Here is a 14,386-nt window from a genome sequence, read left to right on the forward strand (position 1 = left end):
TGGTGGAGTCATGTTCCGGCCCTGTGCTGTGTTCTGTTGTCACATTTGCACGGAGCGTTTGCCAGCGAACCGCTGGTGACGGTTTTAAGATTTTCAGGTGAACCAGCGCCCGGATCGCGGGTGTCTGGCCCATAAACCTCGTAAAACAAAGCCCACTGCTTGCACAGTGGGCTCGTTGACCGTGAGTGTCCTGTATCACAAAAAAAGAACGTATCTGTGAAACAGGACACTAGGCCGGGCTTACTGAGGGGAAACTTCGGTTTTCGGTTTGCCGAAGTGCCACTGGTAGACCACGAATTTGAAGTCCTTCAGGTCGCCCTTCTCGTTGAACGACAGTTCGCCGGTCGGGGTCTTGAAGCTGCCTTTGTGGAGGGCTTCAGCGACCTTGGTGGTGTCGTCGCTCTTGGCGGCCTTGATACCTTCGGCGATCAGCTCGACGGCGGAGTAGGCCGGGAACACGAACGGACCACTCGGATCCTTGCCGTCGGCCTTGATGGCCGCAACGATTGCCTGGTTCTCAGGATCGGCGTCGAAGGATTTCGGCAGGGTCACCAGCAGGCCTTCGGAAGCGTCCTGGGCAATTTGCGAGATGGAGTCGTTGCCGACACCTTCAGGCCCCATGAACTTGGCGTTCAGGCCTTTTTCCTTGGATTGACGCAGGATCAGGCCCAGCTCAGGGTGGTAGCCACCGTAGTAGACGAAGTCGACGTTGTTCTGCTTGAGCTTCTGGATGATCGAGGAGAAGTCCTTGTCACCGGCGTTCAGGCCTTCGAATACGGCGACTTTCACGCCTTTCTTCTCAAGGGTCTGCTTGACGGCGGTGGCGATACCTTCACCGTACTGCTGTTTGTCGTGCAGGACCGCAACGACTTTCGGCTTGACGTGATCGGCGATGTAGTTGCCGGCGGCAGGGCCCTGGGCGCTGTCCAGGCCGATGGTGCGGAAGACCAGCTTGTAGCCACGGGCGGTGATTTCCGGGCTGGTGGCCGCTGGGGTGATCATGATCACGCCTTCGTCTTCGTAGATGTCCGAAGCCGGTTGGGTAGAGCTGGAGCACAGGTGGCCGACGACGAACTTGACGCCATCGTTGACCACTTTGTTCGCCACGGCTACGGCCTGTTTAGGGTCGCAGGCATCATCGTATTCCTTGGCTTCGAGCATTTTGCCGTCGACGCCGCCCTTGGCGTTGATGTCCTTGATGGCTTGATTGGCGCCGACGAATTGCATGTCGCCGTACTGGGTCACCGGACCGGTCTTGGGACCAGCGATGCCGATCTTGATGGTGTCGGCGGCGAACGAATGGCTGGCAACCCCGGCCAGAACCATAGCGGCAAACAGTTTGGAAATCTGCTTAGTAGCCTTAGTCATAGTGCTCCACTCATGCTGTTGTAGTTTTTATAGTCCTGGCGCCGTAGCAGCAGAACCGGGTCAGATATCTTGGATATCCCCTCGGAAAATGCCCCCGGCAACTGTACCGGTACAGTGTAGAGCGCCGGTTGTTGGCAAGGGAAGCTGGCGCTTGGGGGCAAAATCAGAGGGTGTCGCTTTATTGAAAGAAAAAGACAGAATAGCGGCGGGTAATGTCCGGACAAATCGGCAGTCCCTGGCTTTGCTGTGCTTTTCAATCGTACTCCAATTGCTACCGGGTTTTTCTGCCAGACCACCGACGTTATCATTCGCGCCGATTTCTTTTCCGGACAGTCCCATGAATCAAGAACCTAGCACCCTCTATGCCAAACTGCTTGGAGAAACTGCATCCATTACTTGGAAAGAGCTGGAGCCGTTCTTTGCCAAGGGTGCCCTGTTATGGGTCGAGCCAGCACTGGATTTGATCGCCGCCGCCGAGGCTGTCGCTCAGGACGAAGGCGATAAAGTCGCCGCCTGGCTGGCCGCCGGGCAACTCGCCAAGCTGTCTGAAACGCGGGCGCTGGATTTTCTGGAGCGCGATCCGTTGCTCTGGGCGGTGGTGGTTTCGCCCTGGATAATGATCCAGGAAAGGGCGTCGAATTGATCGATGCACCAAATTGGTTCGTGTTTTGATCGGATAAAAGTGTGTAGCTGAGTAGCGTGATGGCACCCTGCCGTGGTGAAACGCCACAGGGCAGGGTGACGTATACGTAACGGGAACAGTTCATGGGGCAGCCTTCGGGCTGCCTAATTGTTTCTGGATGTTGTTCCGGGGTGTTGTCCAGGCCGCCATCGCGAGCAGGCTCGCTCCCACAGAGGACCGATTTCTTCCAGGAAGATCGCGATTCAATGTGGGAGCGAGCCTGCTCGCGATAGGTGCGCGGCGGTCTCGCGACAGCTTCAGTAAGTCTTGCCAGTATGGTTATTGAGCGAAATAACCTTGGTCTTGCCGATGCGATGACGGTAGATCTCGCGCAGGTACTTGATGGCCTTCTTCACACAATCACGGGACAGGCGGATGTCGTTGATCGAGACGAACTTGTCCTTGTCGTTGATCAGCTCGCGGTACTTCTTCTCGTACATCGGCTTGATCGCGTACCAGTTGGTGTCGAGGATCTTCGCCGGGTTCTCGAATTCGTTGAGCAGATCGTCGATCCGGTCCTCATCGAAGTCTTCATTGATGATGAAGTCCAGGATCGAGTTGTCCAGGGTGTCGTCGAAGCGATATGGATTGCGAGCGAAGCAGCGCTTGATGAAGGCCACGATCAGGGTCAGGAAGTCATCCGACAGGCACGGACTCTTGGCGATAAGGGTGGTCAGCGAGAGGTTGGCCGACGCGCCGATCACCAGGGCGTAACGCTTGAGGGTGGTGTTGGGGAACAGGCTGTTGAGGTGGGTCTTGAGCCGGTTCAGGTCCATGTAGGACAGTTTGTAGTCCTTGGGCAGCGACACGATGGACACCACCGAGGAGCAGTTCTTGAAGAAGTGCAGGTCGTGCAGGGCGGCGGCGTCGTAGCCGGAATTCTTGTACTGCTCCAGCGAGGCCCGGTAGCGCTTGGATTCGATCGGCAACAGGCTGATGCCTTCGATGGCCTGGGTCACTTTGTTGAAGTGCGGCAGGTCGATAGAGCGGAAGAACAGATCGTCGATGTTCAGGCGTGGCGGTTCTTTGTCGAACACCTTGAACTTGTCGCCGCTCGGCGCCGGGGTTTCCGGGACGACGGACTCGGCGTAGGCAATCGCCACGGGACCGGCCAGGCTCATGAACAGGTCGTTGGCGTCCAGGCGGATGGTTTCGCCGATGTCGATGCCGGCACGACGGAAATAGTTCTGGTCGTAATCGGTGGTGACCGCCTGGGCCGTCAGGATGTTGAAGATCTGCTGGGAGATGTACTGGTTGGCGTGCTTCTCCATGGCATTGACGTCGATGTTCTGGATGTTGCCGTCATCGTTCTCTTCGGCGTAGCGCATGATGTCGTTGGAGATCAGCATCATCGCGTTCCAGGGGCGGATACGGCCCATGACGCTGGCTTCGCTGCTGTCTTCATTGGCAAAGTTGTACGAGAAATCCCATTCTTCCGACAGGTACTTGCACAACAGGCGTCCGGCGTTGATGTGCAGGGCTTCGGACATTTCGCTGCGGTGATCGGAAATGTTCGGCAGCACGCAGATGCCGCTGGTGAAGATCGGTTCGAAGACGAAGGAGTGACCACTTTTGCCGTCGTGCTCGTCCATCGGCTTGGTGTCGAACGTCTTGTTCATGTACGAGTGCTGCTGGGCCAGGCCGAACTCCGAGGCCATGCCCGAACCGGTACCGCCGCCGGCGCTGAAGATCGAGAAGTACAGGCGCGACTGGTTGGCCTTGATGCCGCAGCTGTCGATCAGGTACGAGTGGATCATCTTCCAGTCGGGGCTGGAGAAGCGCTGGGTGTCCTTGTTCAGGATGATCTTGGCCAGGTACTGGCCCAGGATCGGCGCGTTACCGGCGCCACCGGCATGGACTTCCGACAGGTCCATGATCTTCATCTTGCTGTAGTCGCGCAGGAAGCCGGTTTTTTCGCCCTTGCGTGAGAATCGGATACGCCCGGCGATGTCCTTGTCCAGGTCGCCGAGCATCACCAGTGGTTCCACCAGGAACACCGGTTTGGTCGCCTTGCCGGTGCCCAGGCGCAGGTTGTTGCGGATCCATTGCGCAGGACGGTAGGCCTTGTCGCTGTAGGCCTTGTCTTCGTTGTTGAATTCGTTGAGGTAGAACTTGCGGGCGTTGTAGACCAGCTCTGCCACATCCAGGGCGATGTTGGAGCCGCAGCGCCCCAGGCCGATCAGGCACACCGACGGGAATTCCTGCTGGTCACGTTCGCTTTCGTCGTCCACCAGATGGGGAGGGCGCGGGAATACGATGTCGCGCAGACCATCGAGGTTATCGAGGATGCGGTCGGTGTTGGTCTCGGTGAAATACAGATACTGCTGCGTCGCCAGGGGACGCGAGCTGCTCGATGACTTCGGGGGTTCAAGGCCGTTGGCGGCCGGGCCCAAGGTCAGATCGGATACCGCAGTGGCTGTTTTTTTTGAGGTCATTATGCGCCGTAGCCTGAACTGGTGGGTTGGACGACCGCTGTCATCGAACCATCGCGGATGAAAGAAGCTTCATGATGAATCGGCCACCGGCACATGATCTTTAATCGAGAGCCGGCAAATTGATGGCAATTGTTACAGTTTATTGATTGGCATCAATCAGCAGGTCGTGCCCCATGGTCGGGTATCAGCGCGGCGAATGATTGGAGACAGCCCCCGCACTGCTGTCTAGATTGCAGATTCCGGGCTCGGATGCCTCGCCCATAACAATAAAGAGACGGAATCATGCAGAACTCGACCCAAGCGGTGAATGCCTGGCGCATTCTGTTCCTGTTGTTTCTGGCCAACCTGTTCAATTTCTTCGATCGCACCATTCCGGCAATCATCATCGAGCCGATCCGCATGGAATGGAGCCTCAGCGACTTCCAGATCGGCATCATCGGCACCGCGTTCACCATCGTGTATGCCATTGCCGGCCTGCCGCTGGGGCGCATGGCCGATACCGGTTCGCGCAGCAAATTGATGGGCTGGGGGTTGGCGGCCTGGAGCGGGCTGACGGCCATCAATGGCCTGGTGGGCAGTTTCTGGGCGTTCCTGTTGGTGCGCATGGGCATCGGTATCGGCGAGGCCAGCTACGCGCCGGCGGCCAACTCGCTGATCGGCGATCTGTTCCCGGCCCATCGTCGGGCGCGGGCCATGGGGATCTTCATGCTGGGCCTGCCGATCGGGTTGCTGCTGGCGTTCTTTACCATCGGAGCGATGGTCAAGGCTTTCGACAGCTGGCGCGCGCCGTTCTTTATCGCAGCGGTGCCGGGGTTGGTGCTGGCGGTCTTCATGTTCTTTATCAAGGAACCCAAGCGCGGTGCGGCGGAAACCGTGCCGGTGTCCCAGGAAAAAATCGATCGGCCGATCCGTCGGGTGCTGGCGATTCCCACCTTCCTGTGGCTGGTGCTGGCGGGGCTGTGTTTCAACTTCGCCACTTATGCCTGCAACTCGTTCCTGGTGCCGATGCTGCAGCGTTACTTCCTGATGCCCCTGCACGAAGCCGCCGTGGCCACCGGGATCATGGTGGGCGTGACCGGGTTGTTCGGGCTGACCCTGGGCGGCTGGATCGCCGACAAGATTCATCAGCGCGTGGCCAATGGCCGTTTGCTGTTCGCTGCGTTCAGCCTGGTCATTTCCACGCTGACCACGGCCTGGGCGTTGCATGCCGGACGAATTGAAATCGGCGTGTTCGTTGCGGTGTTCAGCGTCGGTTGGCTATTCGCCTATACCTTTTATACCTGCGTATACACCGCGATCCAGGACGTCGTGGAGCCGCGTCTGCGGGCGACGGCGATGGCGTTGTTCTTTGCCGGGTTGTACCTGCTCGGCGGCGGCCTGGGGCCGGTGGTGGTCGGCGGCCTGTCGGACTACTTCGCCCGCGCAGCCATGGCGGCGGCCGGCGCCCCGCAGATGACCGAAGCGTTCAAGGCCATCGGTTTGCACGACGCGATGTACCTGATCCCGGTGGCGCTGTTCTTGACCATGGTGTTCCTGTTCCTGGCATCGCGCTGTTTCGCCAGCGATGCCAAGCGGATGAAGGATGGCATGAGCGCGCAGGTGGAGCCGGGGATTGTGGTGGCGACGGCTTGAGGTGATAGGACAATGTGAGGCTTTTGTGGCGAGGGGATTCATCCCCGCTGGACTGCAAAGCAGTCCCTCTTAAAACAATACCTTCCTTACTGGCAGATTATGATCTCAGCTTTTGGGGCTGCTTCGCAGCCCAGCGGGGATGAATCCCCTCGCCACAGGTTTTGCATGGCAGGGGGATTGTGTTTACCGAACCAGTTCCTCCCGCCCCCGCAACAGTCGGTTCGGCATTGCCACTGCCGCCGCCAGCCCCAGCAGCGACACCGCCGCGCTGATCATCAGCAGATGGCGGAACGTCGTCTGCAACTCCAGGCGCAGGGCGTCCCGTGCTTCGCCCGGAGCGGCGTTCAAGCCGTCCAGCAGGGCATTGCCGGAATGGCCTTCGCTGATCAGCGACGAACCGGCGAGCTTAGCGAAACCTGAATCCTGCAGCAAAGCCAGCAGCAACGCCGACATCAGTGCCACACCCACCGCACCGCCGAGGGAGCGGAACAGGTTGGTGGTACTGGTGGCGACGCCGATATCCCGTTGTTGCACCGAGTTCTGCGAACCCACCAGTGAGGTGGGGAACTGCATGCCGGAGGCGATCCCGCCCAGCAGCATGAACAGGCTGCTGAGCCAGAACGCGTCGGGCGCCGTGCAGGCCATGCCGAGGATGGCGAAGGGAAAGAGCAGGGCACCGCTGAGGATCATCGGTTTGTAGCGGCCGGTGATCGAGGTGCGACGTCCGGCGAAATACGCACCGATGGGCAAACCCATCGCCAGCGGCAGCAGATGCAAGGCCGCGCTGTCGGCGCCGGCACCGGTCACGCTCTGAAAGCGCAATGGCACCAGTACCGTCAGGGAAATCGCCTGGAAGCTGGTGAAAAATACCGTGCACCAACACAACACCGCGCTGCGGTTGACGAACAGGTGCATCGGTAGCAAAGGCTCCCGGGCGCGGCGTTCGTGCCAGACGAATATGCCCAGCGTCACCACGGCGCACCCCAGCAGTCCCAGTACGCCACGGCTGTGCCAGGCCTGTCCCTGGCCGACCTGGGTAATACCCAGCAGCAAGGCGCTCAGGCCGATGATCAGCAACACCGTGCCCAGGTAGTCGATGATCGGCGTGCGGTGCGGCACCGACAGCCCGACCAGGGTGCGGCGGGCAATCAGCCAGGCACCCAAACCCAACGGCAGGTTGATCCAGAACACCCAGCGCCACGACAGGTACTCGGTCATGTAGCCGCCCAGTACCGGTCCGGCCACGCTGGCCACGGCATACATGCTGCTGAAGTAACCCTGATAGCGGCCACGCTCGCGGGGCGGCACGATGTCACCGATGATCGCCTGGCTCACGGAGATCATCCCGCCGGCGCCGATGCCTTGGATGATTCGTGCCAGCACCAGCTGTTCCATGTTTTGCGCCAGGCCACAGAACAGCGAGGCCAGGGTGAACAGCCCCATGCCGAACAGCATCAGCGGTCGGCGACCGTAGAGATCGCCCAGCTTGCCGTAGATTGGCACCGCCACGGTCATGGCGACCATGTAGCCGGAAATGACCCAGGCCAACAGGCTGAGGTCCTTGAATTGGGCGGAGATGGCCGGCATCGAGACGGCGACGATGGTCTGGTCCAGCGCACCGAGGAAAATCGCCAGCATCAGGGCCACCAGTACGCTGCGGATGGCGGGCTGCTGGATGTTGGGCGTATTGAGCTGAGTCACGGTAGAACCTGCGGGCATCACGCCAAAGAGGCGAGTGGAGACGGAGCCCGCAGTGTAAGTCGGTAGCCGGCTATTCGATAGCCTCGTAAGGAAGTCCGACATAATTTTCCGCGATGGTTTTCCGTCCGGCTTCGGAGTCGACGAAATACTCCAGCTCGGCTTCGCTGATGCGCTGGTTGAAGGCGTCGTCGTCGAAGCGGTGCAGCATCGATGTCATCCACCAGGAGAAGCGCTCGGCTTTCCAGACCCGTCGCAGGCAGATGGCCGAATACTGTTGCAGCAGGTCCACCCGGCCTTCGCGATAGACCTTGAGCAGGATGTCGAACAGCGTGCTGACATCGCTGGCCGCCAGGTTCAGGCCCTTGGCACCGGTCGGCGGGACGATGTGCGCAGCGTCGCCCACCAGGAACATGCGGCCGTACTGCATCGGCTCGACCACGAAGCTGCGCAGCGGCGCGATGCTCTTTTCGATGGACGGGCCGGTCACCAGGGCTTCGGCCAGATCGGCGGGCAGGCGGGTCTTGAGTTCGGTCCAGAAGCGCTCGTCCGGCCAGTCGGCGACTTGTTCTTCGGCGGGCACTTGCAGGTAGTAACGGGTGCGGGTCTTGGAGCGCATGCTGCACAAGGCAAATCCACGCTCGTGGCGGGCGTAGACCAGTTCCTCGTTGACCGGCGGGGTATCGGCCAGGATGCCAAGCCAGCCGAAGGGGTAGACCCGCTCGAAGACCTTCAGTTTTTCCGCTGGAATGGATTGCCGCGCCACGCCATGGAAGCCGTCGCACCCGGCAATGTAGTCGCACTCCAGGCGCCAGGTTTCACCCTGGTGCTCGAATGTCACGAAAGGCTGGTCGGTCTGCATGCCGTGGGGCTGGGCCTTGTCGACCTGATAAAGCGTCCGGGCACCGGCCTTTTCGCGGGCGGCCATCAGGTCGCGGGTCACTTCGGTCTGGCCGTAGACCATCACGTTTTTACCGCTGGTCAACCCTTTGAGATCAATGTGCACCCGACGGCCATTGAGGACCAGTTCGAAACCGTCATGCTCCAGCCCTTCGGCATCCATGCGCTGGCCGACGCCGGCCCGGCGCAACAGTTCGGCCATGCCTTGCTCCAGCACACCGGCGCGGATGCGACCCAGGACATAGTCCGGGGCCTGGCGTTCGAGGATCAGGGTGTCAATTCCGGCATTGTGCAATAGCTGGCCAAGCAGCAGTCCAGAGGGGCCGGCGCCGATAATGGCGACTTGGGTCTTGAGGGTTTTCATTGTTGTTATGACTCGCATAAAGCACGCGACCAGGGCCGGTGTGGATGGTTATGAACCGAGTCCTTGCATTTTTTCCTTGCGGGCCTGTCAATTGAAGGGGAAAACTGAGCCGATACCTGTACTTTCTGCCAATCGGTGCGATTATCGCCCGCTACCCGAGGCCGATCCTCGTTATGAAAAAAACTGAGCTGCCTTCGATTCCGGTGTTCAAGCTCTACGGCGAAAGCCAGGATTGGCCGACGCCGGATTTACTGCACTGTGAAACCATCTCCAAGCGCAGTCGCGAGCATCAGTGGGAAATCAAACCCCATCGGCATGCCGACCTCTGTCAGTTGCTGTTCGTTTTCAAGGGCCAGGCGGAGCTGGAAATCGAAGGCCAGCGTACCCGGCTCGACGAGCCGGCGGTGCAGATCCTGCCGCCGCTGTCGGTCCACGGCTTTCGCTTTTCCGAAGACGTGGAGGGTTACGTGGTGACCCTGGCGGCGCCGCTGGTGACCCACCTGCAAGGGCAGTTGGGCCATTCGGTAAACATTCTGGCTCAGGCCGAGAGTTACCCGGCCGGTGACAACGCCGACTACCTCAACAGCCTGTTCAGCGCTTTGCAGAGCGAGTACATGGGGCATCAACCGGCCCGGGAAATGCTCATGCATGCGCTGGTCAACGTGATCATGGTCTGGGTCAGTCGCCAGGTCATGCAGCGACGTACCCAGAGCCAGCGCCCGCAGCGGGCTCGTGAATACCTCAATGGGTTCATTCAATTGGTGGAGGAAACCTATCGGCAGCACGTCAAGGTGGAAGACCTGGCCCATCGCCTGGGCATTTCCGTGTCGCACCTCAACGGCACCTGCCGCGAGCTGGCGGGGCAGCCGGCGCTGCAGATCATGCATGAGCGTCAGTTGCTCGAGGCCAAGCGGATGCTGACCTACACCGGCATGACCATCTACGAGATTTCCGAGGTGCTCGGGTTCTCCGACCCGACCAACTTCACCCGCCTGTTCCGCCGTCGCGTCGGCATCTCGCCCAAGGCCTTCCGGGACCGGCTCAAGACCGATCAGCCGGACGACTGAGCACGCCTCAGCGCAAGGCGTTCAGGGTCGCGTTGTGCGGGATGCAGCGTTCGAAGTTGCAACTGGCGTAGTCACGAGGCAGTTGCCTGGCCTGCTCGACCCGGTAGGCCGCTGTGCCGTACAGCGCAAGCGTGGCGGCGCAGGTCACGAAAATGGCGAGGCGTCTTTTTGTTCTGATGTTCATGGCGATGACCTCTGAACGAATACCCTGGGGTACTGTTTTCAGCATAGGTCAGCCGGGGGCAGTTGCCAGTGGGGTGGAGGGTGCAATTACCCTGGCATTCAGGGCACTGATGTCCCCCTGTGAGAGCGAGCCTGCTCGCGATGGCCATACAGCCGTCACATCGATGTCGACAGGCAGGCCGCTATCGCGAGCAGGCTCGCTCCCACAGGGTAATGGGGCTGCCAGGTGGATTAGGTCAGGTGCTCGGGCCTCACTGGATCGCCCGGTTTCACATCCAGTTGCTTACGCACGTCCTCGAACATGTCGTCGTAATACGTGTGCATCGAGCCGATGCTGGCGCTCTTCGGCAGGCCGTACTTCTGCGCGATGTTTGTGGCGTACCGGGCAAAGTCGAAGGCCAGGTCCTTCGGCAGGAAAAAGGTCTCGTCCACGCTTTTGTCCTCGACCGTGCCGTGCAACCGGAATGACATGCCCGTGCCTTCCTGGGGATCCTGGGCAATTTCGTAGTCGATGCAGAGGTTGTAGCTGAAATCATCCTTGTTCAGCGCATGGCGCTCCATGTGCAGGTGACCGGGTTGGAACATGGCCATGAGAGACCCTCCTGGAAAGGCATAGAAGTAGGGCAGACCCCGGATCTGCCCTGGGAGTTTCCGCTTATCGATAAGCGATGCCTGTTGTCGTCGTGCTGATGCGGGTGCCGGCGGTGCCTTGGACGATAGCATCGATGTCCGAGAGTGACCCGATCACCGCGACCTTGCCGGTATTGCGCGCAAATTCGCAGGCGGCCTGCACCTTGGGCCCCATGGAGCCGGCGGCGAAATCGAGTTTTTCCAGATCGTCGGGGTGGGCCCCGGCGATGGCTTTGCAGGTCGGCTTGCCGAAGTCGATGAAGACCGCGTTGACATCGGTAGCGATCACCAGCAGATCGCTCTCCAATTGTTCGGCCAGCAGCGCCGAGCACAGGTCCTTGTCGATGACCGCCTCAACGCCGTGCAGCTTGCCGTCGGCGTCATAGATCGTCGGGATACCGCCACCGCCGGCGCAGATCACGATGCTGCCCTTTTCCAGCAGCCACTTGATCGGCCGGATTTCAAAGATGCGCTTGGGTCTGGGGCTGGCGACTACCCGGCGAAACCTGTCGCCGTCCGGGGCGATGCTCCAGCCTTTTTCGGCGGCCAGTGCCTGCGCCTCCTGCTGGCTGTAGACCGGGCCGATGGGCTTGGTGGGGTGTTGGAAGGCCGGGTCGTTGGCGTCCACTTCCACTTGGGTCAGCAACGTGGCGAAGGGCACGTCGGCGTCCAGCAGGTTGCCCAGTTCCTGCTCGATGATGTAACCGATCATGCCGTCGGTCTCGGCGCCCAGCACGTCCAGCGGATACGGAGTCACCGAAGTGTAGGCTGCCGCTTGCAACGACAGCAGGCCGACTTGCGGGCCGTTGCCGTGGGCGATCACTAATTGGTTGCCCGGATGGATCCTGGCGATCTGTTCGGTCGCTGTGCGGATGTTGCTGCGTTGGTTGTCGGCGGTCATGGGTTCACCCCGACGCAGGAGGGCGTTACCGCCCAGGGCAACGACGATGCGCATAGTGCTCTCCTTGAAAATGGAACATGGTTCCTGTGGGAGCGAGCCTGCTCGCGAATGCGGTGTATCAACCCATGAATGAGCTGGCTGATCGTCCGCCATCGCGAGCAGGCTCGCTCCCACAAAGGGACGGCCTTACAAGTCCGCCAGCGTCGACACCAGTACCGCCTTGATGGTGTGCATGCGGTTTTCCGCCTGCTCGAAGGCGATGCACGCCGGTGACTCGAACACGTCGTCCGTGACTTCGATGCCGTTGGCCAGATGCGGATACTGCTCGGCGATCTGCTTACCGACCTTGGTGTCGCTGTTATGGAATGCCGGCAGGCAGTGCATGAAGCGAGTACGCGGGTTACCGGTGGCTTTCATCAGGTCGGCATTGACCTGGTAAGGCAACAGTTGCTCGATACGCTCGGCCCAGGCTTCGACCGGCTCACCCATGGAGACCCAGACGTCGGTGTGAATGAAGTCCACGCCCTTGACCGCCGCTTTCGGATCTTCGGTGAGGGTGATACGTGCGCCGCTTTCTTCGGCGTAATGATGGCAGCGCTGCACCAGATCGTCGTGGGGCCAGAGGGCCTTGGGCGCGCAGATACGCACGTCCATGCCCAACTTTGCGCCGATCAGCAGTAACGAGTTGCCCATGTTGTTTCGCGCATCGCCCAGGTACGCATAGCTGATCTCGTGGATCGGTTTGTCGGCGTGCTCGCGCATGGTCAGTACGTCGGCAATCATCTGCGTCGGGTGGTATTCATCGGTCAGGCCGTTGAACACCGGTACGCCGGCGAACTTCGCCAGTTCCTCGACGGTTTCCTGCTTGAAGCCCCGGTATTCGATGGCGTCGTACATGCGCCCGAGCACGCGGGCGGTGTCCTTCATGCTTTCCTTGTGGCCGATCTGCGACGAGTTGGGGTCGATGTAGGTGACATTGGCACCCTGGTCGTAGGCCGCCACTTCGAAGGCACAACGGGTACGGGTCGAGGTTTTCTCGAAGATCAGCGCGATGTTGTTGCCCTTGAGGTGCTGCTGTTCGGTGCCGGTGTACTTGGCCCGCTTGAGGTCGCGGGACAGGTCCAGCAAATAGTGCAATTCACGGGGCGTGTGATGTTCGAGGCTGAGCAGGTTACGGTTGTGGGTGTTGAACGCCATGGTGCATCTCCTTGGGTATCGGCAGGCCCTGAACCGTGTCCGGTCAACCAGGGCCCGGGCTCGAAGGTCAGTAGTCGATCGGATCGCGAATGATCGGGCAGGTCATGCAATGGCCGCCGCCGCGACCTCGGCCCAGCTCGCTGGCGCTGATGGTGATGACTTCCACCCCGGCCTTGCGCAGCAGGGTGTTGGTGTAGGTGTTGCGGTCGTAGCCGATCACCACGCCCGGCTCCAGGGCCACCACATTGTTGCCGTCGTCCCATTGTTCGCGCTCGGCGGCGAAGCTGTTGCCGCCGGTTTCCACCACGCGCAGCGCCGGGAGCTTGAGGGCGGCGGCAACAGTGTCGATGAAGCTGCTTTCCTCGCGGCGAACGTCGATACCGCCGGGTTTGCTCTCGTCTGGGCGCAGGGAGAAGGCGACGATCTGGCTCACCACTTCCGGGAAAATGGTCACCAGGTCGCGGTCGCAGAAACTGAACACGGTGTCCAGGTGCATGGCGGCCCGGGACTTCGGCAAGCCGGCGACGATGACCCGTTCCACGGCCTGGTGCTTGAACAGGTTCAGTGCCAATTGGCCGATGGCCTGGCGGGATGAGCGTTCGCCCATGCCGATCAGCACGACACCGTTGCCGATGGGCATTACGTCGCCGCCTTCGAGGGTGGCACTGCCATGGTCCAGGTCCGGGTTGCCGTACCAGATCTGGAAGTCGGCCTGGGTGAACTCCGGGTGGAATTTATACAGGGCGGTGGTCAGCAGGGTTTCCTGGCGGCGTGCCGGCCAGTACATCGGGTTAAGGGTGACGCCGCCGTAGATCCAGCAGGTGGTGTCGCGGGTGAACTGGGTGTTGGGCAGCGGCGGCAGGATGAAGCTGGAATGCCCGAGGAAGTCGCGGAACATCTGGATGGTCTTGCCGCCGAAACTGTCGGGCAGGTCATCGGCCGAAACGCCACCAATCAGGAACTCGGCGATCCGGCGCGGTTCCAGGCTGCGCAGCCACGAACCGACCTCATTCACCAGGCCCAGGCCCACCGAGTCGGGGGTGACCTTGCGTTGCAGGATCCAGTCCAGGGCTTCGGGGACGGCGACGATGTCGGTCAACAGGTTGTGCATTTCCAGCACGTCGATGCCCCGCTCGCGCATCTTGGTGACGAAATCGAAATGGTCGCGTTTGGCCTGGTTGACCCATATCACGTCGTCGAACAGCAGTTCATCGCAGTTGTTCGGGGTCAGCCGCTGATGGGCCAGGCCTGGGGAACACACCATGACTTTACGCAATCTACCGGCTTCGGAATGAACGCCGTATTGCATTTTTTCCGTGGTCATTACAC

General features: G+C 60.5%; 12 protein-coding genes. 3 read left to right on the top strand and 9 right to left on the bottom strand.

The window, feature by feature from the left end:
- Window positions 1-240 precede the first annotated feature (240 nt).
- Entirely contained in the window at window positions 241-1,368 is a 1,128-nt protein-coding gene (locus tag FGE05_RS19710; RefSeq protein ID WP_139647538.1) for a branched-chain amino acid ABC transporter substrate-binding protein, read from the bottom strand.
- A gap of 337 nt (window positions 1,369-1,705) precedes the next feature.
- Here FGE05_RS19710 and FGE05_RS19715 point away from each other — a divergent pair, with 337 nt between their 5' ends.
- On the top strand, window positions 1,706-2,011 hold the full coding sequence (locus FGE05_RS19715) for a DUF2288 domain-containing protein (protein ID WP_024776370.1): 306 nt from the start codon (window positions 1,706-1,708) through the stop codon (window positions 2,009-2,011).
- Between the two features lie 296 nt (window positions 2,012-2,307).
- On the opposite strand, the gene FGE05_RS19720 is transcribed toward FGE05_RS19715, so the two are convergent.
- Window positions 2,308-4,485 carry a hypothetical protein gene (locus FGE05_RS19720; protein ID WP_139647540.1) on the bottom strand — a complete coding sequence of 726 codons (2,178 nt, stop codon included), beginning with the start codon at window positions 4,483-4,485 and terminating at the stop codon, window positions 2,308-2,310.
- 282 nt (window positions 4,486-4,767) lie between these two features.
- Here FGE05_RS19720 and FGE05_RS19725 point away from each other — a divergent pair, with 282 nt between their 5' ends.
- Window positions 4,768-6,117 (top strand): MFS transporter, encoded by a 1,350-nt coding sequence (locus FGE05_RS19725; RefSeq protein WP_139647541.1) that lies wholly within the window; start codon window positions 4,768-4,770, stop codon window positions 6,115-6,117.
- A 183-nt stretch (window positions 6,118-6,300) separates the two neighbouring features.
- On the opposite strand, the gene FGE05_RS19730 is transcribed toward FGE05_RS19725, so the two are convergent.
- Window positions 6,301-7,818, bottom strand: a complete 1,518-nt coding sequence (locus FGE05_RS19730; RefSeq protein ID WP_139647543.1) for an MDR family MFS transporter — start codon at window positions 7,816-7,818, stop codon at window positions 6,301-6,303.
- 70 nt (window positions 7,819-7,888) lie between these two features.
- Window positions 7,889-9,079: a 4-hydroxybenzoate 3-monooxygenase gene (pobA, locus tag FGE05_RS19735; RefSeq protein ID WP_139647545.1), complete on the bottom strand. Its 1,191-nt coding sequence runs from the start codon at window positions 9,077-9,079 to the stop codon at window positions 7,889-7,891.
- Between the two features lie 173 nt (window positions 9,080-9,252).
- Here pobA and FGE05_RS19740 point away from each other — a divergent pair, with 173 nt between their 5' ends.
- A complete protein-coding gene (locus FGE05_RS19740) occupies window positions 9,253-10,146 on the top strand; it encodes a helix-turn-helix domain-containing protein (RefSeq protein WP_139647547.1) in 894 nt (297 codons plus the stop codon).
- A gap of 7 nt (window positions 10,147-10,153) precedes the next feature.
- Here the strand turns inward: FGE05_RS19740 and FGE05_RS29890 are convergent, their stop codons facing one another.
- The 5 genes from FGE05_RS29890 to arcA form a co-directional block, all read right to left on the bottom strand.
- Window positions 10,154-10,330, bottom strand: a complete 177-nt coding sequence (locus FGE05_RS29890; protein WP_167355727.1) for a hypothetical protein — start codon at window positions 10,328-10,330, stop codon at window positions 10,154-10,156.
- Between the two features lie 230 nt (window positions 10,331-10,560).
- Complete coding sequence (locus FGE05_RS19745; protein ID WP_139647549.1) at window positions 10,561-10,920, bottom strand: DUF5064 family protein; 360 nt, start codon at window positions 10,918-10,920, stop codon at window positions 10,561-10,563.
- A 64-nt stretch (window positions 10,921-10,984) separates the two neighbouring features.
- Entirely contained in the window at window positions 10,985-11,914 is a 930-nt protein-coding gene (arcC, locus tag FGE05_RS19750; RefSeq protein ID WP_139647551.1) for a carbamate kinase, read from the bottom strand.
- A gap of 132 nt (window positions 11,915-12,046) precedes the next feature.
- Entirely contained in the window at window positions 12,047-13,057 is a 1,011-nt protein-coding gene (locus tag FGE05_RS19760) for an ornithine carbamoyltransferase (RefSeq protein WP_139647556.1), read from the bottom strand.
- 67 nt (window positions 13,058-13,124) lie between these two features.
- On the bottom strand, window positions 13,125-14,381 hold the full coding sequence (gene arcA / locus FGE05_RS19765) for an arginine deiminase (RefSeq protein ID WP_139647558.1): 1,257 nt from the start codon (window positions 14,379-14,381) through the stop codon (window positions 13,125-13,127).
- Window positions 14,382-14,386 lie beyond the last annotated feature (5 nt).

Origin of the sequence: Pseudomonas sp. ICMP22404 (genome assembly GCF_006227205.1) — a bacterium.
GTDB lineage: Bacteria > Pseudomonadota > Gammaproteobacteria > Pseudomonadales > Pseudomonadaceae > Aquipseudomonas.

Excerpts from the sequence above, each read along its gene's own strand:
- FGE05_RS19710 (WP_139647538.1), bottom strand. The coding sequence starts at position 1,368 with ATGACTAAGGCTACTAAGCAGATTTCCAAACTGTTTGCCGCTATGGTT.
- FGE05_RS19715 (WP_024776370.1), top strand. The coding sequence starts at position 1,706 with ATGAATCAAGAACCTAGCACCCTCTATGCCAAACTGCTTGGAGAAACT.
- FGE05_RS19720 (WP_139647540.1), bottom strand. The coding sequence starts at position 4,485 with ATGACCTCAAAAAAAACAGCCACTGCGGTATCCGATCTGACCTTGGGC.
- FGE05_RS19725 (WP_139647541.1), top strand. The coding sequence starts at position 4,768 with ATGCAGAACTCGACCCAAGCGGTGAATGCCTGGCGCATTCTGTTCCTG.
- pobA (WP_139647545.1), bottom strand. The coding sequence starts at position 9,079 with ATGAAAACCCTCAAGACCCAAGTCGCCATTATCGGCGCCGGCCCCTCT.
- FGE05_RS19740 (WP_139647547.1), top strand. The coding sequence starts at position 9,253 with ATGAAAAAAACTGAGCTGCCTTCGATTCCGGTGTTCAAGCTCTACGGC.
- FGE05_RS29890 (WP_167355727.1), bottom strand. The coding sequence starts at position 10,330 with ATGAACATCAGAACAAAAAGACGCCTCGCCATTTTCGTGACCTGCGCC.
- FGE05_RS19745 (WP_139647549.1), bottom strand. The coding sequence starts at position 10,920 with ATGGCCATGTTCCAACCCGGTCACCTGCACATGGAGCGCCATGCGCTG.
- arcC (WP_139647551.1), bottom strand. The coding sequence starts at position 11,914 with ATGCGCATCGTCGTTGCCCTGGGCGGTAACGCCCTCCTGCGTCGGGGT.
- FGE05_RS19760 (WP_139647556.1), bottom strand. The coding sequence starts at position 13,057 with ATGGCGTTCAACACCCACAACCGTAACCTGCTCAGCCTCGAACATCAC.
- arcA (WP_139647558.1), bottom strand. The coding sequence starts at position 14,381 with ATGACCACGGAAAAAATGCAATACGGCGTTCATTCCGAAGCCGGTAGA.